The sequence below is a fragment of the Pedobacter sp. Leaf41 genome (assembly GCF_001422545.1).
Lineage (GTDB): Bacteria > Bacteroidota > Bacteroidia > Sphingobacteriales > Sphingobacteriaceae > Pedobacter.
Genome location: NZ_LMLE01000009.1, coordinates 193,035 through 216,756, shown reverse-complemented (window position 1 = coordinate 216,756; position 23,722 = coordinate 193,035). Strand labels below are relative to the sequence as shown.

The 23,722-nt window shown below is 38.4% G+C and carries 23 protein-coding genes; 17 read left to right on the top strand and 6 right to left on the bottom strand.

Going from position 1 to position 23,722, the window contains the following annotated elements:
- Window positions 1-7 precede the first annotated feature (7 nt).
- The 4 genes from ASE92_RS15855 to ASE92_RS15840 form a co-directional block, all read right to left on the bottom strand.
- Complete coding sequence (locus ASE92_RS15855) at window positions 8-928, bottom strand: DUF6607 family protein (protein WP_056851087.1); 921 nt, start codon at window positions 926-928, stop codon at window positions 8-10.
- A gap of 17 nt (window positions 929-945) precedes the next feature.
- The gene (locus ASE92_RS15850) at window positions 946-2,106 is read right to left on the bottom strand and encodes a PepSY domain-containing protein (RefSeq protein ID WP_056851086.1); all 1,161 of its coding nucleotides are present in this window, start codon (window positions 2,104-2,106) and stop codon (window positions 946-948) included.
- Between the two features lie 9 nt (window positions 2,107-2,115).
- Window positions 2,116-4,539, bottom strand: coding sequence for a TonB-dependent receptor (locus ASE92_RS15845; protein ID WP_056851085.1), 2,424 nt, complete (start codon window positions 4,537-4,539; stop codon window positions 2,116-2,118).
- Window positions 4,540-4,763: 224 nt separating this feature from the next.
- The gene (locus ASE92_RS15840) at window positions 4,764-5,471 is read right to left on the bottom strand and encodes a DUF4397 domain-containing protein (protein WP_056851084.1); all 708 of its coding nucleotides are present in this window, start codon (window positions 5,469-5,471) and stop codon (window positions 4,764-4,766) included.
- Between the two features lie 309 nt (window positions 5,472-5,780).
- Between ASE92_RS15840 and ASE92_RS15835 the strand changes: the two genes are divergently transcribed.
- The 17 genes from ASE92_RS15835 to ASE92_RS15755 all read left to right on the top strand — a co-directional run bounded on the left by ASE92_RS15835 (window position 5,781) and on the right by ASE92_RS15755 (window position 20,540).
- Window positions 5,781-6,329 (top strand): hypothetical protein, encoded by a 549-nt coding sequence (locus tag ASE92_RS15835; RefSeq protein ID WP_157255766.1) that lies wholly within the window; start codon window positions 5,781-5,783, stop codon window positions 6,327-6,329.
- A gap of 362 nt (window positions 6,330-6,691) precedes the next feature.
- Entirely contained in the window at window positions 6,692-7,393 is a 702-nt protein-coding gene (locus ASE92_RS15830) for an N-acetyltransferase (RefSeq protein ID WP_056851082.1), read from the top strand.
- Window positions 7,393-8,589 (top strand): argininosuccinate synthase, encoded by a 1,197-nt coding sequence (gene argG / locus ASE92_RS15825; RefSeq protein WP_056851081.1) that lies wholly within the window; start codon window positions 7,393-7,395, stop codon window positions 8,587-8,589. Before ASE92_RS15830 ends, argG begins: the two co-directional genes overlap by 1 nt.
- Window positions 8,590-8,785: 196 nt before the next feature.
- Window positions 8,786-8,938, top strand: a complete 153-nt coding sequence (locus tag ASE92_RS21545; RefSeq protein ID WP_235527377.1) for a four helix bundle protein — start codon at window positions 8,786-8,788, stop codon at window positions 8,936-8,938.
- 67 nt (window positions 8,939-9,005) lie between these two features.
- On the top strand, window positions 9,006-10,043 hold the full coding sequence (gene argC, locus ASE92_RS15815; RefSeq protein ID WP_056851080.1) for an N-acetyl-gamma-glutamyl-phosphate reductase: 1,038 nt from the start codon (window positions 9,006-9,008) through the stop codon (window positions 10,041-10,043).
- Between the two features lie 62 nt (window positions 10,044-10,105).
- The gene (locus ASE92_RS15810) at window positions 10,106-10,468 is read left to right on the top strand and encodes a four helix bundle protein (RefSeq protein WP_056851219.1); all 363 of its coding nucleotides are present in this window, start codon (window positions 10,106-10,108) and stop codon (window positions 10,466-10,468) included.
- A gap of 60 nt (window positions 10,469-10,528) precedes the next feature.
- Window positions 10,529-11,659, top strand: a complete 1,131-nt coding sequence (locus ASE92_RS15805; RefSeq protein WP_056851218.1) for an aspartate aminotransferase family protein — start codon at window positions 10,529-10,531, stop codon at window positions 11,657-11,659.
- 156 nt (window positions 11,660-11,815) lie between these two features.
- Complete coding sequence (locus tag ASE92_RS15800) at window positions 11,816-12,787, top strand: acetylornithine carbamoyltransferase (RefSeq protein ID WP_056851079.1); 972 nt, start codon at window positions 11,816-11,818, stop codon at window positions 12,785-12,787.
- A gap of 100 nt (window positions 12,788-12,887) precedes the next feature.
- On the top strand, window positions 12,888-13,181 hold the full coding sequence (locus ASE92_RS15795; RefSeq protein WP_056851078.1) for a GIY-YIG nuclease family protein: 294 nt from the start codon (window positions 12,888-12,890) through the stop codon (window positions 13,179-13,181).
- A 56-nt stretch (window positions 13,182-13,237) separates the two neighbouring features.
- The gene (argB, locus tag ASE92_RS15790) at window positions 13,238-14,068 is read left to right on the top strand and encodes an acetylglutamate kinase (RefSeq protein WP_056851077.1); all 831 of its coding nucleotides are present in this window, start codon (window positions 13,238-13,240) and stop codon (window positions 14,066-14,068) included.
- 347 nt (window positions 14,069-14,415) lie between these two features.
- Entirely contained in the window at window positions 14,416-15,225 is an 810-nt protein-coding gene (gene proC / locus ASE92_RS15785) for a pyrroline-5-carboxylate reductase (RefSeq protein ID WP_056851076.1), read from the top strand.
- Between the two features lie 61 nt (window positions 15,226-15,286).
- Window positions 15,287-16,351, top strand: coding sequence for a M20 family metallo-hydrolase (locus ASE92_RS15780; protein ID WP_056851075.1), 1,065 nt, complete (start codon window positions 15,287-15,289; stop codon window positions 16,349-16,351).
- 108 nt (window positions 16,352-16,459) lie between these two features.
- Window positions 16,460-17,791, top strand: a complete 1,332-nt coding sequence (gene argH / locus ASE92_RS15775; protein ID WP_056851074.1) for an argininosuccinate lyase — start codon at window positions 16,460-16,462, stop codon at window positions 17,789-17,791.
- Window positions 17,792-17,811: 20 nt separating this feature from the next.
- Entirely contained in the window at window positions 17,812-18,000 is a 189-nt protein-coding gene (locus ASE92_RS15770) for a hypothetical protein (protein WP_056851073.1), read from the top strand.
- The gene (locus tag ASE92_RS15765; RefSeq protein WP_056851072.1) at window positions 18,000-18,332 is read left to right on the top strand and encodes a type II toxin-antitoxin system RelE/ParE family toxin; all 333 of its coding nucleotides are present in this window, start codon (window positions 18,000-18,002) and stop codon (window positions 18,330-18,332) included. Before ASE92_RS15770 ends, ASE92_RS15765 begins: the two co-directional genes overlap by 1 nt.
- Before the next feature lie 30 nt (window positions 18,333-18,362).
- Entirely contained in the window at window positions 18,363-19,616 is a 1,254-nt protein-coding gene (locus ASE92_RS15760; RefSeq protein ID WP_056851071.1) for a pyridoxal phosphate-dependent aminotransferase, read from the top strand.
- A 72-nt stretch (window positions 19,617-19,688) separates the two neighbouring features.
- Window positions 19,689-20,540, top strand: a complete 852-nt coding sequence (locus ASE92_RS15755) for a hypothetical protein (RefSeq protein ID WP_056851070.1) — start codon at window positions 19,689-19,691, stop codon at window positions 20,538-20,540.
- Between the two features lie 109 nt (window positions 20,541-20,649).
- On the opposite strand, the gene ASE92_RS15750 is transcribed toward ASE92_RS15755, so the two are convergent.
- Both ASE92_RS15750 and ASE92_RS15745 read right to left on the bottom strand, forming a co-directional pair.
- A complete protein-coding gene (locus tag ASE92_RS15750; RefSeq protein ID WP_056851069.1) occupies window positions 20,650-22,074 on the bottom strand; it encodes an RtcB family protein in 1,425 nt (474 codons plus the stop codon).
- 198 nt (window positions 22,075-22,272) lie between these two features.
- Window positions 22,273-23,370 carry a slipin family protein gene (locus ASE92_RS15745; protein ID WP_056851068.1) on the bottom strand — a complete coding sequence of 366 codons (1,098 nt, stop codon included), beginning with the start codon at window positions 23,368-23,370 and terminating at the stop codon, window positions 22,273-22,275.
- Between the last annotated feature and the right edge of the window lie 352 nt (window positions 23,371-23,722).

The following is a 23,722-nucleotide window of genomic DNA, read 5'->3' as shown; positions in this document are numbered from 1 at the left end:
GATAAATCTACTTAGCTAAATAGGGTTGCAAAGCTGATTTTATTTTCTCCTTATTTTGGCTGGCAGTCCATTTTTCTTTAATGGATTGATCGCCTAAAGTAAATAATGTTTCATAGAGCAATTTGCCATTTACATTGGTTTGAACTTTGAAATTGGTAGTGGAAGTCTTCGCTAAATCTGCCCAAACGTCGCGTACATCTGCCCAATAAGTTTTTTGGCTATCCCACCATTTTTGCGCAAAGGCAAATTTAGCTGGATCTATTTTCGTAAATTCTTCATAACCTTTTTCAACGGCTATTAATTTATCGCCTTGTGGTGTTCTAGCAACTTTTTTATTGTCTTGCTCAAACATCCAACCCTCTTTGGTAATGGTAATTCTGCTGCCGCGGTTTAAAACATTGTAATCTTTACGTACGGTAGATTCTCTTCTGGGAAGTGGAGAATCGGTTTCACTTTGCCAGGCATCGCGACCACCAACATGGCTCCAGGTGCCATAACCCTGGTAACGTGGACTATCATCAACCTGATAAACTTTTTGCGTCCATTTACCCTTAACCTCAGCAGCGCTCAAGGTCACCTTCTTCCAGGCATTATCTTGAGTATAAAGCATAATTTCAGGATCCTCGTAAGTCCAATCCTGGCGCCAGTGTTTAATTACCGTCGAATCATTAATCGCCAACATGTGCTGAATGACAATCTTTTTAGGCTCATCAACAATTACTTCAGCCCATTCATTTCCATGGCTTCTGTATGGCTTGCTAAAGGTATAATTTGGATCAGGAGAAGTCACTTCACCATAATTGAAGTTTACTTTATAAAATCCGGCCAATGATTTGATGGCTTTTCTATCTTGCTCCAATTTGTCTTGAGCATTAGCGCTAAACGTAAAAAATACGGTTATTGCCAGAAGGAGGTTTAAAATTTTCATAATTTAAGTTGTTATCGTTACTGAGCTGCGGTGGCAGATTTTTTCTTTTTCTTATTTCTTCCAATCCAGATGAGAACACCTGTAATTGGCATACTTGCTGCAATTAAGCTTGCAAAAAATGCGATGATTTTTCCTGGTAGTCCCGCTATTGAACCTACGTGGATGTCATAATTCATGCGCATGATTTTATCGGCAACAGTTGCGTTTTTTAACTTTCCGAAAACATGCTTCACTTCAATCTCTTTCAAGGTGTGCTGATCAAAATAACTGTAGTCAGCTTTCCAATAGGTCTCCGGATCAGGGTTTTTTGCAATTTCTATTGATGCTTTTTCGTTTTCGGGAACATGAACGTCAAGACTTCCGTTAAATTTTGGATCGGCATCCAGGTAAGATTTCCAAAGTTGATCAGCAGCTGAAGCATTTAGCTGCAGCTTCGCATTACGGGTGGTATCAGAATAGGTTTCTTCGAACTGATTGAGCGTTTTACCGCCCGAACTTACAAAGTAAACCGATTTGGCAAACCATTGGAAGCCCATCACCATCCCCGAAAGTGCAATAAAAATGATAATCCATGTAATGTAAAAGCCCAACACGTTATGAAAGTCATAATTAACCCTACGCCATTTCGCGTTCCATTTGATGGTAAAACGTTGTTTTGATGCCGCTTTGTTTTTTGGCCACCACAATATCAAACCAGAAAACAATAAAACCACAAACATTAAGGTAGCTGTAGTAAGTACTGGCTGGCCAATTTCTGGTGGTAACCATAAATAATAATGCCCCATGATCACGATTCTGAAAAAATCATCGTTCATGTTCTTAACTTTAATTACTTCGCCCGTGTACTGGTTTACGAAAACGATATAATAATATTCCGGATCAAAATTATAGTAAACAACTTGTGCACTTTTGCCAGGTTGATAAGTAATGCTATGGGCATGCTTGTTTGGCAGGGCTCGATCTGCAATCTTTTTTAATGCGGTAGGTGAAAGTAAGGGTTTGTTTTGAACCGCCAAATTGCGATAGGGTTGGGTAACATTTTCAATTTCTCTTTCAAAGGCTAAGATGCAGCCTGTAATTCCAAGGAAACAAACAAACAGCCCGGAAATTAATCCGAGCCATAAGTGTATTCTTCCCACCCAATATTTAAAGGTTTTATTTTTTTTCTTTTCAGACATGTATGCTGATTAAAATTTATAGGCTACGCTAACTCTGAAATTTCTTGGTGCTTCGGCTTGCCATGAATAAGCTGGCTGATTATAATCTGGCGCATTCCAGTAGCCCGTGTAATAGGAACCGCTGTACAAATATCTGTCAAGAATGTTGAAAACATTGGCGTTGACTTTCAACTTCTTGTTTCCCCAAAATAAACCTCCATCCAATTTGAAATAATCTGGTAGGTTTTGCTCAGGATTGGTAGGGCTAAAATTCGCGGTAGCCCGATCGGCCAGGTAGGTAAATCCTCCTGAGATACCAAAACCTTTTAATGCTCCATTTTGCAAAGTATAGGTTAACCAGGCGTTAGCGGTATGTTTTGCAAAGCCCGGTACCACTTGACCTACGAAAAGAACATCCGTTACAGCGCCTTCGGCTACCTCAGTAACTTTACCATCGGTATAAGCATAATTCGCAATCAGGTTTAATCCTTTTGTTATCTCTCCACGAACATCAAATTCAATCCCTTGGGCTTGTTTTTCGCCAACAACAATACTATAGTTTTCTCCTGCCTGGTTAAACGGATCGGCAGCAAGTTCATTTTGTTTGGTAATTCGGTATGCAGATAGCGTAGTATTCCAACGGCCATCAAGCCAATCTTTTTTAATCCCGATTTCTTTGTTGTTTCCGGTGATCGGTTTTGGTGTAGATCCATCACGCAACAAGCCAGATTGAGGTGTAAAAGCCTCGTCATAAACGGCATAAATGGAAGTATTTTTATCAACCGAAACACTTAAACCCACTCTTGGCGTAACATGTTTGGCTTTATCTGGCGCAGCACCCCAGGCCGATTGACTTACATAAGTATAACGGCCAGCAAGTGTTAAACGAATCCTATTTTCCCAAAAACCCAACTCATCCTGAACGTAACCGCTTAAATATTTTTGATCAATTAAACCTCCGCCAGCTATTGCTCTTTGCTCAAGACTGGTGTTTCTGTCGAAATTCGGATATCCATTTGATGGAAATCCATAATTAGGATTTGCCAGACTGAATGGCGAATCTGGAAGGTCTAAATCATGTGACTGACCGAAATCTGCCATGTATCCCTTCTTCCCTCCATCGAAGCCTGCAAGAATTCTATGAACGATACCTCCGGTTTTCACTGTTCCGTTTACAAATACCTGGGCCAGTTTCATTGAGCTTGATGCATCCCAGATTCCTACATTTCTTATCAATGTTCCGTTAGGATATACTGCTGATGGCCAGGAACTAGAGCCCATTTGTAAGTATTTATAATAAGCAGCTTGTGCTGTTAATTTCCAATTCTGACCCAATTGTTGTTGTAAGTTTAGGGTTAAACTTTGGTCATTTATGCGGGTGGGCTGTACGCCAGGTTGAGTGAGCGTAAAATCTCTCGGTAAAGTTGCATAACCTGTAGTGCTAAATAGATAATATGAACCTACTTCAGTCATTTTTGCGTTCTGCAAAGTATATTCTGCTGTTAATTTAGTGCTAGGTGTAATTTGATAGCTTAGAACCGGGGCAAAACTGAAGCGGTTGTTTTCTTCGTATGGCCTAAATGATCCCTTGCTTTGTGCAGCCGCATTTAACCTAAATAAAAATTTTCCATCCGAGGTGAGTTTGTGGTCCAAATCAACAGTTGTTCTGAACAAATCGTAGCTGCCAGCTGTAAACGAAACTTCACCCTGGTTTAAACCTGTAGGCTTTTTGGTCACCACATTATACAATCCACTTGGATCTCCGTTGCCCAGCATAAAACCAGCAGGACCTTTAACAAATTCAATGTGATCGACAAAACTCATGTCTTCAGTTAATGGGCCCCAGTACGAAGAAACAATATTAAACCCGTTGCGCATGGCTTGAATTTGCGAGCCACGCATGGTAATATTGGTGTATAAATCGCCCCAATGCTCTAAACGCACCGCGCCACTTACATTTCTCAATACCCCATCACTCATGCTAATCAACTGCTGATCTTTAATGGCTTGATTACTCACTACCTGGATGTTTTGAGGGGCTTCCAGCAAAGGCTCATTTAGCCTTAAAGTAGCGGAGGGCAAGCTTATTTTATATTTTTTATTAATGCCGGCAATCGTTACCTCTTCCAGGGCCTGATCATTTTCCTGCAAAGAAAAATCAATTGAAACAGTTTCTCCGGCTACAACATTCACTGTTTTTTGGGAAGGGGAAATCCCTATTGCGGAAGCTTTAATGGTATAACTGCCCGCCTTTACACGGTTTATGGTATATTTCCCGCTTTCGTCGGTGATTGTTCCTTGTCCTTTACCTGTAAGTCCAACTGAAATATAGGCTGCAGGTTTACCATTTGAAGTGGTTACGAGACCTTTAATAGTGCCAAATTGTTGAGCGTAGGATGTTAATGAGAGTGTAGCGAGTAAAAACGTTAAAACGAAAAGTTCAAATTTGCGCATCTTAAATTTATTTGGATTAATTCTAAACAGCCGCAAAATAACAGCACAAAAATTTATTTTCCAAATTATTTTGAACAATTCTAAATAAGGTTGGCGAGTTTTAACATTTAGTAGGCACTACTTTTTTGATCTGAAGTAAGTTAACTAGCGCATCATACAAAAATAAAAAAGGACTGTCAGCTAGCCGACAATCCTTTGAACTATGGTTTTTTGGGTAAAAATCTTTACTTAATGGTTAATACGAATAAATTAAGTGAGCGCTCAGTATCATTTGCCGGATTTGCTAAACCGCCACAAATAATATCATAATGGTAGCCGGCCAGTAAAGTTGTATTTTCTGAAACAACTTTCGTTTTACCAGTTGCAGTTTCTTTTGCATCGAAAGTAAAGGTGCCTGGAGAAACTGCTATAAATCCACTTGAAGTTTTGTAATTTTTATTGCTGATCAACATAGTGGTTTCGCCGGTTTTAGCGAGGTCGAGTGCTGGTGCATCAGGCGATAAATTAATGAAACGGACATAAGCTTTATCTGCTGATGGTAGACTTAAATCGTCAGTGATCAGCAACCCATCCAGCGAACCTGGTTTGTTAATTAAATAAAAACTGTTGTAAGTACTGGCAGTAAGCGAAAAACTTTTGGTTAGTACACTTTCGGCAGTGTTTTCAGTTGTAAATTTTAAATTGCTAACGCCAGCCGATACCGGTCCGAAAGCAGTGGATCCACCGTAGGGTAATGCTGCCGAACTTACTGATGCACTATTTAAAAAAGGATAGTAGGTGGCTAAAGTAGGTGCTACGTTAACTACCCGAATATAACTTACGGAACTGGCTGTTTCTTCTTTTTTGCAAGCACTAAAGGTTGTTAAAATCAATAGAAAAATAATGGGAGCGAAGGCTAATGTTCTGAATGAGGATAGGGAAAATGTTTTCATCAATTTTTAAGGTTTTAAATTATATAAACGATTACTATTTAAACGGCATCGAAAACCAATTCGCTACAGCAAATGCAAAGATTGAAGTTAATGGCTTCTGTGGTTGTTAAATGGTGTTAATGCTTGTTAAACTTTCCCTATAGATTTTAACAATGTTAATTTTTGTGAAAAATATGGTTTGATATTAAATACCTCGAAAACAAAAAATCGATGTAGTTGTTCATCTAAAGTTTATTTAACCATTTAATAATCTTAACATTAAATACTTATTGCGATTATAATTTCGTCTAACCATCAAATATTAAAACAATGATTAAAAACATCTCAAAATTTGCGCTAATCTCCTTAGGAATGATTGCGCTTTCGTCGTGTGGCGGTACTTCAAAAGATAAGACTGCTGATGCAGACACGACCATCACCAAAAGCGAAACCATTATCAAGCATGGTGATAAAGCAGAAAACGGTCCTGAAACGATTGCTTACACCGTTTCGCCAGATACTGCAGTTTTAGGTAAGGCGAAAGAAGCGCTTGTTAAAGTTGTGGAGGCAAGTGCTGTTAATTTGCAAGATGCAGAAGGAAAATCGACCGGGGCAGAGCTTACTGTTAAACTATTGGTGACTAACAAAAGTACTCTCGATGCCAAAAAGTATTTTTCAATTCCAGCATCTGATGCGAGATTACAACTTGACAATGGCACATCGATTCCGGGAAGTAAAGAAAGCGGAAGTACCGAACCAGATGCCGAAGCTTCAACCGAAGCGGTATGGAAGTTTCAGGTGCCCGCAAATGCTAATCCATCGAAGCTCAACTTCTTCTTAGATGGAACAAGAGTTTCAGTAGGTATCATGAAAGAATAAAACTAAAATCCCGAATCTTTTCGGGATTTTTTGTTTGCACTGATTAGTAAAAAAATGTAAAAAAGTTAAAAAATATTGTGGAACTCAATTATTATTTAAACCTTTGCACCTCAATAGAGTTAAAGCCGTTTTAATACGCAAGAAATGATTAAACAATTTTTACATAAACTTTCTAGTTTCACAGCCCACCTGGTTGCTGGTGAAAGTTTATTTATCAATCGTTTTCAGCCCGTATTTTATTATCCCACAAGCCGGCAAAATTTCACTCCACGTATTTAGTACTCCACTAAACGTAACGAGGAATTGATCCTCTCTAAAAACCCAATTAACAAGAATACTTATAATTTTTCGTTAGAAAACGAATGGATATTAACGAATTTATAGTGCAGGTCGCACTTCCTGAACATCGTGTATTTGCAGAACAAATCGTAACCGAGATGGCCGAATCTGCTAAAGCACGTGGTACAGGCATTGCAAAACGTTCTCCTGACTACGTTGCCAATAAAATGCAAGAAGGCAAAGCCGTTATTGCATTCCATAAAGATGGTACATGGGCTGGCTTTTGCTATATCGAAACCTGGAGTCATGGTCAATTTGTGGCTAACTCCGGCCTCATTGTATCTCCTGAATTTAGAAAAGCAGGTTTAGCACACGCCATCAAAGAGAAGGTTTTCGAATTATCGAGAGCTTTATACCCTAAAGCAAAGATTTTTGGTTTAACCACTGGTTTGGCTGTGATGAAAATCAATTCAGATTTGGGTTACGAACCAGTTACTTATTCTGAATTAACCCAGGATGAGGAATTTTGGAAAGGCTGCCAAAGCTGTGTCAATTTCGAGATTTTGAAAATGAAGGAGCGTAAAAACTGCATGTGTACTGCCATGCTTTACGATCCCGCAACTCAAAAGCACGATGCTGCAAAGAAATTCGCCGAAGAATTACAGAAAAAACCCAAATTATATGAGCGTTTTATGCGCATCAAGCAACGTTTAGTTGTTAAACCTAAGCCAAAATCTGGCTTCAAAGTATTGATGTTTTTATTTACCCTGTTATTTAATAAGTAATGAAGAAAAAAGTAGTTTTAGCTTTTAGCGGAGGTTTAGATACCTCATTTTGTTGTATATATCTCGCTCAAGACCGCGACTTGGAAGTTCACTCGGTTATTGTAAATACTGGTGGTTTTTCTGATGAAGAATTACAAGAAATAGAGAAAAGAGCTTATGCTTTAGGCGTGAAATCTCATGCTGTGGTAGATGAAACGAAAAGTTATTATAATGATTGCATCAAATATCTAATCTTCGGAAACGTATTAAAAAACGCTACTTACCCACTTTCTGTAAGTGCCGAACGTGTGAGTCAGGCGACGGCAATTGCAAACTACGTCAGAGAAATCGGAGCTGATTATGTCGCTCATGGAAGCACCGGTGCCGGAAACGATCAGGTGCGGTTCGATATGATTTTTAACATCTTAATTCCAGAGGTTGAAATCATTACGCCAATTAGAGATTTGAAATTATCCCGCGAAGCGGAAATAGAATATCTGGCCGAACATGGCGTTGAATACAGCGCAGCAAAAGCACAATATTCAATTAACAAAGGTTTATGGGGAACTTCGGTAGGTGGTAAAGAAACCCTAACCTCAAACGAAACTTTACCAGAAAGTGCGTGGCCAACTCAGGTGAGTGAAACAGACTCGCGTAGATTGGAATTAACCTTTGAGAAAGGGGAGCTTGTTGCTATTGATGGCGAAACTTTGGAGCCTGTTAGAGCGATTCAAAAATTACAAGCTATTGCGCAACCTTACGGTATCGGTCGCGATATCCATGTTGGTGATACCATTATCGGTATTAAAGGCCGTGTGGGTTTTGAAGCTGCGGCACCTGTTTTAATTATTAAAGCCCACCATACTCTAGAAAAACACACGTTAACGAAATGGCAGTTAAGCTGGAAAGAGCAATTATCTTCTTTCTATGGTAACTGGCTGCACGAAGGTCAGTTCCACGACCCAATTATGCGGAATATTGAGGCTTTTTTAGCTGATACCCAAAAAGTAGTAAGTGGAAAAGTGTTTATAGAATTATTGCCCTATCGTTTCCAAATTATCGGTATTGAATCTAATCACGATTTAATGAGCAATAAATTTGGCAGCTACGGCGAAATGAACAATGCCTGGAGCGGCGAGGATGTTAAAGGTTTCTCTAAAATCTTCGGCAATCAGGTAATGATTTGGCATAAAGTAAATTCTGAAGTTCAGAGTTAAAAGTATAAAGTTAAAAGTTGTATGCAGGATTATAAAGAATTGTTGGTATGGCAAAAGGCTCATTAGTTTACCTTGAGAATCTATGCTGTGGTTGCCACATTTTATAAAGACGAGGAATATAACTTAACTAGTCAAATAAAAAGAAAGCTCTTCCTCATCAATAGGAACGAATATTGCGGAAGGCTGCGGAAGATTTATGCAAAAAGATTTGGCAAACTTTTTACAAATCGCGTTAGGCTCAAGTCATGAATTAGAATATCAACTTCTATTATCGAAAGATTTGAACTTTATTGATGCAAATTATTTTTGGAACTTGAAAAAGAAGTGGGAGAAATTAAAGCAATGCTAATTTCGCTAATTAAGAAAGTTAGACTTGCGCCCCGAACTTTTTACTTTACACATTCAACTTTAAACTTATGATAAAAGCAGGAATAATTGGTGGTGCGGGATACACAGGTGGCGAAATGCTACGCATCTTGGTTAATCATCCAAATGTTGAAATTGCTTTCGTTAACAGCACCAGTAACGCAGGAAATTTAATTTCGGATGTACATACCGATTTAATTGGCGATACTGATTTACGTTTTACTGATAGCGTAAATTTTGATGAACTTTTTGAAGCCTCCCCTTCTGGGGGAGGTTTGGAGGGGGCTGTACTTTTCCTTTGCGTTGGTCACGGCGATGCGAAAAAGTTTTTAGAAGCGAACCCGATTAACGATAATATTAAAATCATCGATTTATCTCAAGATTTCAGGCTTTCAGCAAACGCTAGTTTTTCGACTCCAGACTCAGGACTTAAGACTAAAGACTTTATTTACGGTCTTCCAGAGTTAAATCGTGATCAGATTAAATCAGCGCAAAATATTGCCAATCCAGGTTGTTTTGCAACTTGTATCCAGTTAGGTTTATTGCCTTTGGCTGCAAAAGGTTTGATCAATGCAGAAGTTCACATCAATGCAACAACTGGTTCAACAGGTGCCGGACAAAGCTTATCAACTACTTCGCATTTTAGCTGGAGAAATAATAATCTTTCCATTTACAAGGCTTTCGAGCATCAACACTTAAATGAGATTGGAGAAAGTTTATTGCAATTGCAACCAACACTTTCGGAGGCGCTGAGTTTCATCCCACAACGTGGTGCTTTTACTCGTGGGATTTTAGCCTCCATGTATTTAGAAAGTGATCTAACCTTGGAAGAAGCTCAAACTATCTACGAAGATTATTACAGTTCCCATCCTTTTACACACGTAAGTCGGAAAAACATCGATTTAAAACAGGTTGTAAATACCAACAAAGTGCTGGTTCACATCGAAAAACATGGTAATAAATTATTCATCATCAGCATTATCGACAACCTGCTAAAAGGTGCCAGCGGACAAGCAGTTCAGAATATGAATTTAATGTTTGGCTTGGAAGAAAATAGTGGTTTGCGCTTAAAGGCAGCTTATTTTTAGGTTGAGGGCAGGAAGGCGAAAGGCAGGAAGGTTTGGATGTAGACCTGCAAAAATTTAAAGATATGAGAGATTATCAGAAACTAGACGTTTGGAGAAAAGCACACCTATTTACTTTACAAGTTTATAAGGAAATCTTGCCTATTATGCCTAATGAAGAAAAGTTTGCCTTAACTCAACAAATCCGGCGTGCTACTTATTCAATTCCTTTAAACATTGTAGAGGGAAGTGGCAAGAATACAGATAAAGATTTTACAAGTTATCTTGATAATGCTCTTGGTTCTGCTAAAGAAGTAGAATATGCTTTTATTTTAATTCGGGATTTAAATTATATAAACGAAGATTTATATGCTGTCGTTAATAAAAGCATCAATGAAATTAAAGCGATGTTAATCGCATTTATAAAATTTTTGAGAGGTGGAAAATAGAAAGGTTATGAAACTATGCACCTTCAACCTTCCGACCCTCAACCTTTAACCTTAAAAAAAATGAACTTATTCGACGTTTACCCTCTTAACGATATAGAAATTACGAAAGCATCTGGCAGCAATGTTTGGGATGCTAACGAACAAAAATATTTAGATTTATATGGCGGTCACGCTGTGATTTCTATCGGTCATACCAACCCACATTATGTAAGTCGCTTAACTGATCAATTGAAGAAAGTTGGTTTCTACTCTAATTCAGTTAAAATCCCTTTGCAAACGCAATTGGCTGAGAAATTAGGCCAGGTTTCTGGCAAGAAAGATTTTCAGTTGTTTTTGGTTAATTCTGGTGCAGAAGCAAATGAAAATGCTTTAAAACTGGCTTCATTTTACAATGGCAGAAAAAAAGTGATTGCTTTTTCTGGTGCATTTCACGGACGTACATCTTTAGCGGTTGCAGTTACGGATAATCCGAAAATCGTTGCTCCGGTTAACCAAACCGAAAATGTAATCTTCTTACCTTTTAATAATGAGGTTGCACTTGAAGAAACTTTTAGATCGCAGGGCGATGAAATTTCGGCTGTAATTATAGAAGGAATCCAAGGTGTTGGCGGAATCAAAGAAGCCTCAAAAAGTTTCTTGCAGAAAATCCGCTCTCTTTGCGATGAGTACAATGCGGTTTACATCGCCGATTCAGTTCAGTGCGGTTATGGTAGAACAGGATTGTTTTATTCGCATGATTATTCGGGCGTTGAAGCAGATGTTTACACGATGGCGAAAGGAATGGGTAACGGATTTCCAGTAGCAGGAATTTCCATTGCGCCGAAATTCAAACCTTGGCATGGAGAATTAGGAACCACTTTTGGTGGCAATCATCTGGCTTGCGCTGCAGCTTTAGCCGTTTTAGAAGTGATGGAAAGAGATCATCTAATGAAAAATGCTGAGGATATTGGAAACTATTTAATCTCAGAATTGAATAAATTTGAGCAAGTTGTAGAAGTTCGTGGCCGTGGGTTGATGATAGGAATTGAATTGCCAGAAGCACTTGCCCATGTTAAAAAAGAATTATTATTTACACATCATATTTTCACCGGCGAGGCCAAACCAAACGTAATTCGTTTGTTGCCAGCCTTGAATTTAACAAAAGAAAATGCTGATGAATTTTTGGCAGCTTTTGGGAAGTTGGTGAAATAGATAGAAGGCAGGAAGGCGAAAGGCTGAAAGGTCTGGTAGTTAGCATAGCCAAGAGCTTTAAATAAAATTAAATCGTAGTTATAAATTTTGAGTTTAGAAAGGTAAGTGGTTAGTAAGCCTTCAACCTTCCAACCCTCAACCTTTAACCCTAAAAATATGAAGTTATTCACTTCCGTAAACGATGTTCCGAGCATCAAACAATTTGTAAATGATGCATTGGCATTAAAGGCGAATCCTTATGCGCATCAAAGCTTGGGTAAAAACAAAACATTAGGTTTAGTTTTTATGAACCCAAGTTTGCGTACCCGTTTAAGCACCCAAAAGGCTGCCTTAAATTTGGGTATGAATGTGATGGTGATGAACTTGGACAAAGAAGGCTGGGCATTAGAAACACAGGATGGTGTGGTCATGAACGGGTCGACAGTGGAACATATTCGTGAAGCTGCTGCTGTGATGGGTCAGTATTGCGATATTTTAGGCTTGCGTTCTTTTCCAAAATTAAACAATCGCGAAGAAGATTATAGCGAAGATTTCTTTAACAAATTTGTTAAATATTGCGCTGTTCCCGTAGTGAGTTTAGAGAGCGCTACACGTCACCCGTTACAAAGTTTTGCAGATATTATTACCATCCATGAAACCTGGAATAAAAAACCAGATGGACGTAAACCAAAGGTAGTTTTGGCTTGGGCCCCTCATGTAAAGGCATTGCCTCAGGCTGTTCCCAATTCATTTGCAGAATGGATGTGCAAAGCACAAGCAGAGGGAATGATTGATTTCACCATCGCACAGCCAGAAGGATACGAGTTGGCAGAAGAATTTACGCCAGGTGCAGATATCCAATATAATATAGAAGAGGCTTTAGCTGGCGCTGACTATGTTTATGTGAAGAATTGGAGTAGTTATAAAGAATACGGTAAAGTTTTAACTTATCCTGATGGCTGGATGATGAACAATGAAAAACTGAAGTTCACCAACGATGCAAAAGTAATGCACTGTTTGCCTGTTCGTCGCGATTTGGAATTGTCTTCTGAGATTTTAGATGGACCAAACTCACTGGTGATCCATGAAGCAGGTAATCGTTTATGGGCAGCACAAGCGGTAATTAAAGCGATGTTGGAAGAAATATAAAATGAGTCCGTCATTGCGAGGTACGAAGCAATCTTACAACTATGGGTTATAAGTTGCTTTGAGATTATTTGTCTGGCTCGCGGTGAACAGATTATATATTATGGAAAGAGGTGGGTGCGTTTATATCATGACAACTGTATTTAACAATATCTATTATACAGGGGTTACTTCTGAATTGAGAAATCGTGTTTGGGAACATAAAAATAATGTTTATCCTAAAAGTTTCACATCAAAGTATAAATGTTATAAGCTTGTTTATTTTCAATTTTTTCCAAATATTGAAGAGGCTATTACAGAAGAAAAACGTATAAAGGGGGGAAGTAGACAACAAAAGATAAATCTAATAAAAGGTTTGAATCCAGAATGGATAGATTTATTCGAGACATTAGACTAAATAAGGTAGCGCATTAAGATTGCTTCGTACCTCGCAATGACGAAAAAGAAGAATATATGAAACAACTAACCATCATAAAAATAGGCGGAAACGTAATTGATAATTCTGCGAATCTGCATCAGTTTTTATTGGATTTTACGGCCCTGCCGGGAGATAAAATTTTAGTTCATGGTGGTGGCAAAATTGCAACTGAACTGGGCGAGAGCTTAGGCATTGAAGCTAAAATGATTGAAGGTCGTCGGATTACAGATATTGAAACTTTGCGAATCGTTACGATGGTTTATGCAGGGTTGATCAATAAAAATATGGTTGCCCAGCTACAAGCTAAGGGCAGCAATGCAATTGGATTATCGGGAGCAGATGGCAACATCATCAAAGCTAAAAAGCGTCCTGTTGTTACAAAAACACACGGAGCAGCTCCGGGACCATTAGCTGGAGAAGTTATCGATTATGGCTTTGTTGGCGATTTAGATGAAAATTCTGTTTCTGCAACTACATTGGATAGTTTGTTAAAAGCTGGATTAACACCGGTTTTATGTGCAATTACACATGATGGAGATACACAATTATTAAATACCAATGCCGATACCATTGCCTCAGCTGTTGCAGTTGCAATGTCGGCTTTATATGAAACGCGTTTGGTATATTGCTTTGAAAAAAAGGGCGTTTTGAAAGATGTAAATGATGATGCTACAGTTGTTCGTGAAATTAAATCGAGCGAGTTTGAAGGTTTAAAAGCTGATGGAACTGTTGCAGGTGGAATGATACCTAAATTGCACAACGCTTTTGAAGCAATTAAAAAAGGTGTTTCTGCTGTGTATATTGGTAAAGCTGATGAATTGGGAGAACTTGCGGCAGGGTCTTTCGGGACGAAGATGAACCTCTAAATCTTCTAAAAGGGGAGGTAGGGTTTCGTCATTGTGAGGTACGAAGCAATCTTAAATCTTTAGCTATTAACATAGTGCATTAGGATTGCTTCTTACCTCGCAATAACGGATGTGAAATAAAACTGATAGGAGCGGAATTACTTTTTTAGCATCAACTTCGACAAGCTGTCATGCTGAGGTACGAAGCATCTGGTCTTCGGTTGCAGATGCTTCGTGCCTCAGCATGACAATCAGTTTAAAAAGATTGAAGTGAATAGCAGGACTGACATTAACTGAAAAACTGCAATTGCTTTCCAAAAAAATATAAATATCAGTTTAAATAAACTGAACCAAATAAAACGAACCACATGAAAAAAATAGCCATAATTGGTAGCGGAAATATTGGATTATCTTTAGCAAAAGGCTTGGTAAAAGCCGATTTTGCTGAAGCTGGCGACATTACGCTTACCAGAAGAAATATCGACCACTTGCAGTCTTTCGCATCGGCAGGCTTTGTAGTTTCAAACGATAACAACCAAGCGGTTGCAAGTGCTGATGTCGTAATTCTTGCTGTTTTGCCTCAACAGTTAAATACGGTTTTAGATGAAATCAAGTCCTCGATAAATTTAGCTAAACACCTTGTAATTTCGGTGATTTCGGGTGTGAGTTGTGCCGCGGTTAGAGAAAAATTGGGAGACGATGTAGAAGTGATTCGGGTAATGCCAAATACAGCCATTGCCATCGGGCAATCTATGACTTGTATGGCTAGCGACAACGCATCTGCAGAAAATATTGCCGACGTGACTAAAATGTTTGAAACGGTTGGTTCTGTTGTGAAGATTAACGAAGATTTAATGACTTCGGCAACGGCGCTTTGTGCTTGTGGTATTGCCTTCTTTTTAAGAGCAATAAGAGCCGCATCCCAAGGCGGCGTCGAAATTGGTTTTCATGCCGATGAAGCACTTAAAATGGCCGTTCAAACCGCTAAGGGAGCGGCTGATTTGCTATTATTACATGGCACACACCCAGAATCAGAAATAGATAAAGTAACTTCGCCGAAAGGTTGTACTATTGCGGGCTTAAACGAAATGGAGCATAATGGCTTTAGTTCATCATTAATAAAAGGTATAAAATTATCGGCTTTAAAAGCTGGAAATTTGTACACTAAAGAAGGTTAAAGGTATATGGTAAAAGGTTTAGGCTCTAAATCTTGATACTTAATACTAAATACTTGATACTATGTTATTAGAAAATATACAAAAAGAAAGTCTGGATTTGTTGCGACAGTTAATTCGCATTCAGTCTTTCAGCAAAGAAGAAGACAGAACAGCGAATTTAATTGCTCAGTTTTTAGAAGAACGAGGAATTAAAACCCAACGCAAAATGAATAACGTGTGGGCTTATAATAAGTATTTTGATGCAAGTAAACCTACGGTGTTACTGAACTCGCACCACGATACCGTTAAACCAAACTCGGGCTATACTCGTGACCCTTATGATGCTGCCATTGAAGGCGATAAATTATTTGGCTTGGGTAGTAATGACGCTGGTGGTTGCCTGGTTTCATTAATTGGTACTTTTTTATATTATTATGAGCAGGAGAATTTAAAATATAACATCTGTTTGGCCGCAACGGCAGAAGAAGAAATTTCTGGTAATAATGGCTTGGAACTAGTTTTGCCTGATTTAGGTGAGTTAGAATTTGGAATCGTAGGCGAACCAACAGAAATGAATTTAGCCATTGCAGAACGTGGGTTGTTGGTAATCGATTGCGTTTCTCATGGTAAAGCTGGTCACGCTGCTAGGGAAGAGGGAGAAAACGCAATTTACAAAGCGCTGAAAGATATTGAGTGGTTCAGGAATTATCAGTTTCCTAAAGTATCGGAAGTTTTCGGTCCGCTGAAAATGACGGTTACCATTATCAATGCAGGTTCTCAACACAATGTGGTGCCAGCAAACTGTACTTTTACAGTTGATGTTCGCGTAACCGATGCTTACACAAATGAGGAAGTTTTAGAAATCATCAGAGCAAATGTAGATTGCGATGTTACACCTCGTTCCATTCGTTTGAAACCATCGTCGATTGATAAAAACCATCCCGTAGTACAGGCAGGAATAGCATTGGGTAAAACTACTTATGGCTCGCCAACTACGTCAGACCAAGCGCTATTGGATATCCCATCAGTAAAATGTGGACCGGGGTTTTCTGGTCGCTCGCACATGGCAGATGAGTTTTTATACGTAAAAGAGGTTGCCGAAGGTGTTGAAGGTTACGTGAATATGTTGAAACCAGTGATACAATAAATCCGTCATTTCGAGGCACGAAGCATTCTTAATGCGGAGGAATCGTAAGGTGTTTTTAATTTCATACAAAGGGGATTGCTTCGTGCCTCGCAATGACGAAGTTTGATTATGAAGATTTGGCAAAAAAATATAGATGTAAATAAATTCGTGGAAACTTTTACGGTAGGTAAAGACCGCGAACTGGATTTACAAATGGCAAAATTTGATGTTTTGGGCTCTTTAGCGCATACACAAATGTTGGAAACTATTAACCTGCTTACCGCTGAAGAATTGAAAACGGTTCAACAGGAACTTAAAAATATCTACGCTGACATTGAGGCCGGGAATTTTACTATTGAAGATACCGTTGAGGATGTGCATTCGCAGGTAGAATGGTTGTTAACGCAACGCATCGGCGAAGCAGGCAAAAAGATACACAGTGGCCGTTCGCGTAACGATCAGGTTTTGGTTGATTTGAAGTTGTTTTTCCGTGCCTGCATTGAAGATATGGTAAAGCAAACATCAACCTTGTTTAATCTGCTCATCGAATTAAGCAATACCCACAAGGATAAGTTGATGCCAGGTTATACGCATTTGCAGATCGCGATGCCATCATCTTTTGGTTTGTGGTTTGGTGCTTACGCCGAAAGCCTTGCCGATGATATGGAATTAATGCTTGCTGCATGGAAAATCACCAATAAAAATCCCTTAGGTTCTGCAGCAGGTTATGGATCGTCATTTCCTTTAAACAGAACATTAACCACCGAATTGCTAGGTTTCGAAAGCTTAAATTACAATGTGGTTTATGCACAAATGGGTAGAGGAAAAACGGAACGGATTTTAGCGCAGGCTATGAGCGCTGTTGCCGCAACTCTAGCCAAAATGGCGATGGATGTTTGTCTGTTTATTAACCAGAATTTTGGATTTATCAGCTTCCCACCTGAACTGACAACCGGTTCGAGTATTATGCCACATAAGAAGAATCCTGATGTTTTTGAATTGATTCGCTCACGTTGCAATAAAATACAGGCTTTGCCAAACGAGATTGCAATGATGATTACAAATCTTCCATCTGGCTATCATCGCGATTTACAGTTGTTGAAAGAGAACCTATTTCCAGCGATTACCTCATTAAACGAATGCTTGGAAATTGCGACCTTCATGTTCCAGAACATCACTATTAAAGATGATATTTTGAAAGATAAGAAATACGATTACTTGTTTAGTGTTGAGGTGGTTAACGATTTAGCGTTGCAAGGGGTTCCTTTTAGAGAAGCTTACAAAATAGTTGGCGAGCAGATAGAAAATGGTACTTTTGCACCATCGGGCCAAATAAATCATACACACGAAGGAAGCATCGGCAATCTTTGTAATGAGCAAATTTCTGCAGGAATGCAGGCAATTTTGTTACAATTTGGCTTTGGGAAAGTGAATAAAGCAATAGAAGATTTGGTTAAATAATTTTTGCTAATTTTGTAATTATGACGACTTTAACAATTGAAATTAAAGATAAAGATGCTGGATTCGTGAAAGAATTTCTTAGCAAGATTGGCGCTAAGGTCAAAGCAGGACCAACAAGTCAAATTACTCAAGAAATCGCACAAGCTTTAAAAGAAATTAAAGAGATGCAGCAAGGTGATCGCAAATCTTTGTCATTAAAGGATATTTAATGGTTACCAACATTATCTATTCTGCAGTTTTCATCAAAAAAGCAAAAATCTATAAAAAGAAGCACCAATCGTTAGTAGAAGACCTTTACAGTTTAGAAGAAAGTCTTTTGAAGAACCCTCAACAAGGGAACGATTTGGGTGGCGGTCTTTTCAAAATCCGACTAGCTGTTAAAAGTAAAGATAAGGGCAAAAGTGGAGGTTTTAGGGTAATAACTTATTTAGTATCAAACAACCTAAATGGAATTGTTATCAATATGTTGACTCTTTATGACAAATCAGAAGAAAGTAGTATTGATAAAAAAGAACTCCAAAATATAATAAAAGCATTATAATTTGCTGATTTCAGCAATCAATTCAAATATATGAAAGTTTCAGTACTAGCCAGTTCATTAATAGGCTCAGAAATTATAAAAATTGGTAACGAGGTTAATGAAATGAAACGCAAAGGCGCTTCAATCGCCAATTTAACCATCGGCGATTTTGATTCGAACATCTATCCCATTCCAGCGGAACTAAAAGCCGGAATCGTAGATGCCTATCATGCAAATCAAACCAATTACCCGCCTGCCGACGGCGTTTTGCCGTTGAGACAAACCGTTTCTGAACTATTGAAAGATAGATTTGGTTTGGAATACAACACCAATAGTATTCTGGTTTCAGGCGGATCTCGACCATTGATTTATGCTACTTATTTAGCTTTGATAGATCCAGGTGATATAGTTGTTTTTCCTGCACCATCATGGAATAACAATCACTATTGCCACTTAACATCGGCAAAGGCAATTGCGGTAGAAACTGACGCAGCGCATAACTTTATGCCAACTGCAGCACAATTGAAACCACATTTAAAAGGCGCAACATTATTAGCGCTTTGTTCGCCGTTGAATCCGACAGGAACCATGTTTGATGCGGATTCTTTAGCGGAGATATGTGATGTTATTTTAGAAGAAAATGCATCACGCGAAGCGGATGAGAAGCCATTGTATTTAATGTACGATCAGATTTATTCACTTTTAACTTTTGGCAAGGAACATGTAAATCCGGTTTCATTACGCCCGGCGATGCGTGAATTTACGGTTTTCGTAGATGGTTCTTCGAAATGTTTAGCTGCAACAGGTGTGCGTGTAGGTTGGGGTTTTGGTCCTGAAGATATTGTTAACAGAATGAAAGCATTGGTTGGGCACATGGGTGCCTGGGCACCAAAAGCCGAACAGGTTGCAATGTCTAATTATTTTAACGATAAAACGCAGGTAGATACATTTTTAACCAGTTTTAAAGGTCAAATTCAAGATAGCTTAAATGCGCTTTATAATGGCTTCAATGAGTTGAAAAATGAAGGTTTTAATGTTGACGCGGTTGAACCGATGGGTGCAATTTACCTCACCATTAAAATCGACTACATCGGAAAAACTACTGAAGATGGTCAGCTTTTAAAGGATAGTGCAGATGTAAACTTTTACCTAATTAAAGAGGCTGGAGCAGCATTGGTTCCATTTTCAGCATTTGGAAACGAACACAGCATGCCTTGGTTCAGGGCATCGGTGGGTGCTTGCACCTTGCAGGATATTAAAGACATGCTACCTCGGATTAAAACGGCTTTAAGTAAGTTAAAATAAAACATTTGAACACCTGGGCAAACAATTGGTTGGCTCGGGTGTTCAAATAAAAAATCTCATCTAAACGCTTTTATGGAAAACAAATACACTCCTCAGGGATATGCTTCGCCATCAGCAATCCTCATTACGCTTGTCATTGGTATTTTATCAGCTTTCATCTTACCGCTCATTTATATTATCCTTGGAAGGCTAATTCCTAACATCTGGTTTATCGCTATCATTGCGCTACTTCTTGGTATCAGCTTAGGTTTTTGTATTGATTTCGGGGTAAAACTTGGCAAACTCCGAAATAAAAAAATAGTTGTATCCATCGCGATTTTTTGCGGATTACTGGCCTTCTATGTTCAATGGGTTTTTTTCGATGCATTAATTTACAGCGCTAAAGGATTCACTTTTAATTTGACCAGCGCTGATTTAAAAATTTTAGCCAGCGATTTCTTTTTTCTGTTCACACACCCTAACATACTTTTTCAAGAAATTGTAAACCTAAATGCAGTAGGTTCTTTTCAGATCAAGAGCATGGGTACGGTAAGCGGTCTGGTTTTATGGTTGATTTGGGCAGGAGAGTTTATCGTGATTTTAGGTGGAATCATATTTACTGTTTTCAACGGTCAGGTGAGTAAACCTTATTCAGAAATAAACGATCAATGGATGAAAAAGCGTAAAATACAGAACCGAATTCATTTGGTACATGATAAAAATTTAATTTTGAATGAATTAAATAATAAAAATTTTGCGGTTTTGAGTGATGATCCTTCATTAATCAATGAGCAGAATTACTCGGAGGTAGTTGTTTACGAATCAACTGGCGATCCGGTAAAGTATATTAGTATTTTGAATGTCTCTAACCCGACAGGGAAAGCGAAAGACAAAAAAATGAATAATATTATTGAGTTTTATCCACTGCAGAACGCGAATATTTAGTGTTAGATTGTAGCATAAAAATATAAACCGCCCTATTTTCCATTTATTGAGAATAGGGCGGTTTTATTAAAGGCCTGACTGATAACTTTGGGTTTAGCCCTCCTACAAATCAATCCTCTCTACTTCCATCATCCGCCATTCTAACCATTTTTGGTTCAAACTTCGCAATCACATCAACTAAATCAGTTTGTGCTGCCATTACTTTATTGATGTCTTTATAAGCCATTGGCGCTTCATCCAAACCTGCACCAATTAAAGTTACGTTATGGTCTTTTAAAATGGCTTTCATGTCAGATTTGGTAATCGATTGGATGGCTTTTGTACGGCTCATCAATCGCCCTGCACCATGAGATGCAGAATTGATAGAACTGGATTCCCCTTTTCCTCTAACCAAAAATCCTGGTGCTGTCATACTTCCCGGAATAATCCCCATTACGCCTTCGCCCGCTGGCGTTGCTCCTTTTCTATGAACGATTACTTCCTCGCCATTTAGGGTTTCTTTCCAGGCAAAATTATGGTGATTTTCTACCTTGGCTAAAACTTTAGCGCCAATGGCCTTGGTCAATCTTTTATGGATTACCTCATGACAAGCGGAAGCATAATCGCCGGCTAAGTTCATGGCAATCCAATATTCTTGACCTTCAGCTGTGTTCAGACCTAAATAAGCAAGATTTACCGCTTCTCTGGGCAACTTACAAATGTCTTTCGCCAGTTTGGTGTAATGACCCGCTATGGTTGCGCCGAAGCCACGAGAACCTGAGTGTGTTAATAAGGCCACATAACGTCCTTTATCGATGTTCAAAACCTCATCTCGCTCTGCGAAATCGATAATTCCCCATTCTGCAAAGTGATTTCCGCCACCCGAAGTTCCCAATTGCGCCCAAGCTTTGCCGTGTAAATTTTTTAAGAAAGGCTTAGCATTAAAATCTTCGTTTTCTAAAACCTCATGGTCTGCTCTTTCATCACCTTTATAATTTTGCCCGGCGCCAAATTTAGTATGCGCAATTAATTCTCGTTTATACATGGCATCCTTTCCAAAGTAATATTTCTCCGGAATGTCAAAAATACTCAAGGCCATTCGGCAACCGATATCGACACCAACCCCATATGGAATAATCGCATTTCGTGTGGCTAAAACGCCGCCAATTGGCAAACCATAACCTTGGTGCGCATCTGGCATTAAAGCGCCAGCTTCCGTAATAGGCAATTTCATGGCAATATTCATTTGATCTTTCGCACCATCTTCAATATAGCCTTCACCAAATACAGTATAGCTTTTACCATTTTCAGTTAATGCAATTGTACCATTGCCTTTAGGGTTTGCTTCTTCAATTAATGCCGTTGCTAAAACACCTAATACTTCGTCATCCAAAAAGCTCTCTGGATAATTTTTTACTTTTTTCAATAATTTTTGAACTTCATTAGCTTCCACATCCTTAAAGTTATCCTTCAAAATTTCCAATGCTAAGCCTAATATTTTTCCTTCGGTATATCCTAAAGCTTTTAGGGTTTTACCTGTTATTTCTGTTTTCATTTTGTCCCTAACTAAACCTCGGCAGGCATCGTTCACCTAGCCGAGGGTTTCTAAAATTGATTTAATTTTTTCTCCTTTTCCTCATTTCGACCGTAGTGGAGAAATCTTTCGATTTGGTTTTCACATCAAACCTTAAAGATTTCTCCGTTTCGCTGCGCTCCAGTCGAAATGACGACTCTATGAGCGGTTAACAAACATTTACTTCACGAAGATTTGTTTCAATTGGTCAACAATTTGCCCGCTGCCAGATAAACTAATGGTATTGATTTTCTCTGCAATTTTCTCCACGTATTCCATCTCTTTCAATTTGTATAACATAGCATTGTCTTCCATTAGTTTTGCGGTATTCAACAAACTTCTGGTCGATGCAGTTTCTTCTCTTCTGGTAATCATGTTGGCTTGTGCTTTTTTCTCTGCAATTAAAACTTGGTTTATGATATCTTTAATCTCCCCAGATAAAATGATGTCTTTTACACCGCCGTTTGCCAATTTTACGCCCAACTCTTCTGCTTTGTTAATGGTGCTTTCCAAAACCGATGTTCCGATTTTTTCTTTGCTTTCCATCAATTCATCAAAAGTTAATAAGCCTACCGCCTCTCTCAAAGCCAATTGCATGGTAATGTACAATTGCTTTTCAAAGTCTTTATTCGCCAACAACGCTTTAACAACATCCTCCACTTTGTATTGAACCGTAAAGTTCATTCTCAATTGCGCTTTATCTTTTGTTAAAATCTCTTGACCGGTAATCTCCATGTTTAATTGTCTCATATCGGTTTTCAAAACTTGTATAGTGATATTATTTTTCCAGTAAACATAGTTTCCTGCCAATAACACTTTTTCAAACTTGCCATCAATAAATAACAAACCTGTTTCGTAAGCTTCAATTTTATAGGCCCTGATATAGTTAACCAAAGCAGCTTTTTCAAACAAATTTCTATCGATGTTTTCCTCAATTTCTATTTTGCTGATATCTACTTTAACAAAACTGTATTCCGACAAACCTTTCCAGATGGCATATCTGCCCGCTCTTAAAACGTTTTTAAAATTTTTGTTTTGATAAACCAAGGCCAACTCGTTATCAGCTACGCTTACCAAATAAAGTAATTTGGCAAAGTCGGCATTTAATAAATACGTATTCAATTCTGCGACAGAGAAATCATAATCTTTGCTCATGTCGTACATAGTGATGGTTTCGCCAAAGCCCAACCAATAACTACCTGCTGATAATACTCTTTTTAATTCTCCTTTTTTAAACACCAATGCAACATAATTGGTGTTAATTGTAATTTTTCTCATGTTATTTGATGTTTAAAATTTATAATTATTCAATTGTTTATTCTTCTAAAAAGCATTGCGAAAACATTCATTTGTTTTCTGCGGAAGAAAATTGCTTCCGGTTGTTTTTAAAAATGAAATCTACTTTTAGCTATGGCGATATTCTGTTGAATATGGCTTTCTTCTGCCAGAAGATTCGATTTTTAAATCAGCACCTTTTTCGTTTTACTTGCTAAGCAAAAAGCAAACTTGCTTTTGAGATTTCTAAAATCTTTTGAGCAGAATGCATTTCGCAACGCTTTTGGTTTGAGAAATTTGAAGTATCTCTTCTTTCTAGATGGAACCCTAATCCATTGCATTACCCTTTTGCTAT

Coding starts and splice junctions, on each gene's coding strand:
- ASE92_RS15855 (WP_056851087.1), bottom strand. CDS start 928: ATGAAAATTTTAAACCTCCTTCTGGCAATAACCGTATTTTTTACGTTT.
- ASE92_RS15850 (WP_056851086.1), bottom strand. CDS start 2,106: ATGTCTGAAAAGAAAAAAAATAAAACCTTTAAATATTGGGTGGGAAGA.
- ASE92_RS15845 (WP_056851085.1), bottom strand. CDS start 4,539: ATGCGCAAATTTGAACTTTTCGTTTTAACGTTTTTACTCGCTACACTC.
- ASE92_RS15840 (WP_056851084.1), bottom strand. CDS start 5,471: ATGAAAACATTTTCCCTATCCTCATTCAGAACATTAGCCTTCGCTCCC.
- ASE92_RS15835 (WP_157255766.1), top strand. CDS start 5,781: ATGATTAAAAACATCTCAAAATTTGCGCTAATCTCCTTAGGAATGATT.
- ASE92_RS15830 (WP_056851082.1), top strand. CDS start 6,692: ATGGATATTAACGAATTTATAGTGCAGGTCGCACTTCCTGAACATCGT.
- argG (WP_056851081.1), top strand. CDS start 7,393: ATGAAGAAAAAAGTAGTTTTAGCTTTTAGCGGAGGTTTAGATACCTCA.
- ASE92_RS21545 (WP_235527377.1), top strand. CDS start 8,786: ATGCAAAAAGATTTGGCAAACTTTTTACAAATCGCGTTAGGCTCAAGT.
- argC (WP_056851080.1), top strand. CDS start 9,006: ATGATAAAAGCAGGAATAATTGGTGGTGCGGGATACACAGGTGGCGAA.
- ASE92_RS15810 (WP_056851219.1), top strand. CDS start 10,106: ATGAGAGATTATCAGAAACTAGACGTTTGGAGAAAAGCACACCTATTT.
- ASE92_RS15805 (WP_056851218.1), top strand. CDS start 10,529: ATGAACTTATTCGACGTTTACCCTCTTAACGATATAGAAATTACGAAA.
- ASE92_RS15800 (WP_056851079.1), top strand. CDS start 11,816: ATGAAGTTATTCACTTCCGTAAACGATGTTCCGAGCATCAAACAATTT.
- ASE92_RS15795 (WP_056851078.1), top strand. CDS start 12,888: ATGGAAAGAGGTGGGTGCGTTTATATCATGACAACTGTATTTAACAAT.
- argB (WP_056851077.1), top strand. CDS start 13,238: ATGAAACAACTAACCATCATAAAAATAGGCGGAAACGTAATTGATAAT.
- proC (WP_056851076.1), top strand. CDS start 14,416: ATGAAAAAAATAGCCATAATTGGTAGCGGAAATATTGGATTATCTTTA.
- ASE92_RS15780 (WP_056851075.1), top strand. CDS start 15,287: ATGTTATTAGAAAATATACAAAAAGAAAGTCTGGATTTGTTGCGACAG.
- argH (WP_056851074.1), top strand. CDS start 16,460: ATGAAGATTTGGCAAAAAAATATAGATGTAAATAAATTCGTGGAAACT.
- ASE92_RS15770 (WP_056851073.1), top strand. CDS start 17,812: ATGACGACTTTAACAATTGAAATTAAAGATAAAGATGCTGGATTCGTG.
- ASE92_RS15765 (WP_056851072.1), top strand. CDS start 18,000: ATGGTTACCAACATTATCTATTCTGCAGTTTTCATCAAAAAAGCAAAA.
- ASE92_RS15760 (WP_056851071.1), top strand. CDS start 18,363: ATGAAAGTTTCAGTACTAGCCAGTTCATTAATAGGCTCAGAAATTATA.
- ASE92_RS15755 (WP_056851070.1), top strand. CDS start 19,689: ATGGAAAACAAATACACTCCTCAGGGATATGCTTCGCCATCAGCAATC.
- ASE92_RS15750 (WP_056851069.1), bottom strand. CDS start 22,074: ATGAAAACAGAAATAACAGGTAAAACCCTAAAAGCTTTAGGATATACC.
- ASE92_RS15745 (WP_056851068.1), bottom strand. CDS start 23,370: ATGAGAAAAATTACAATTAACACCAATTATGTTGCATTGGTGTTTAAA.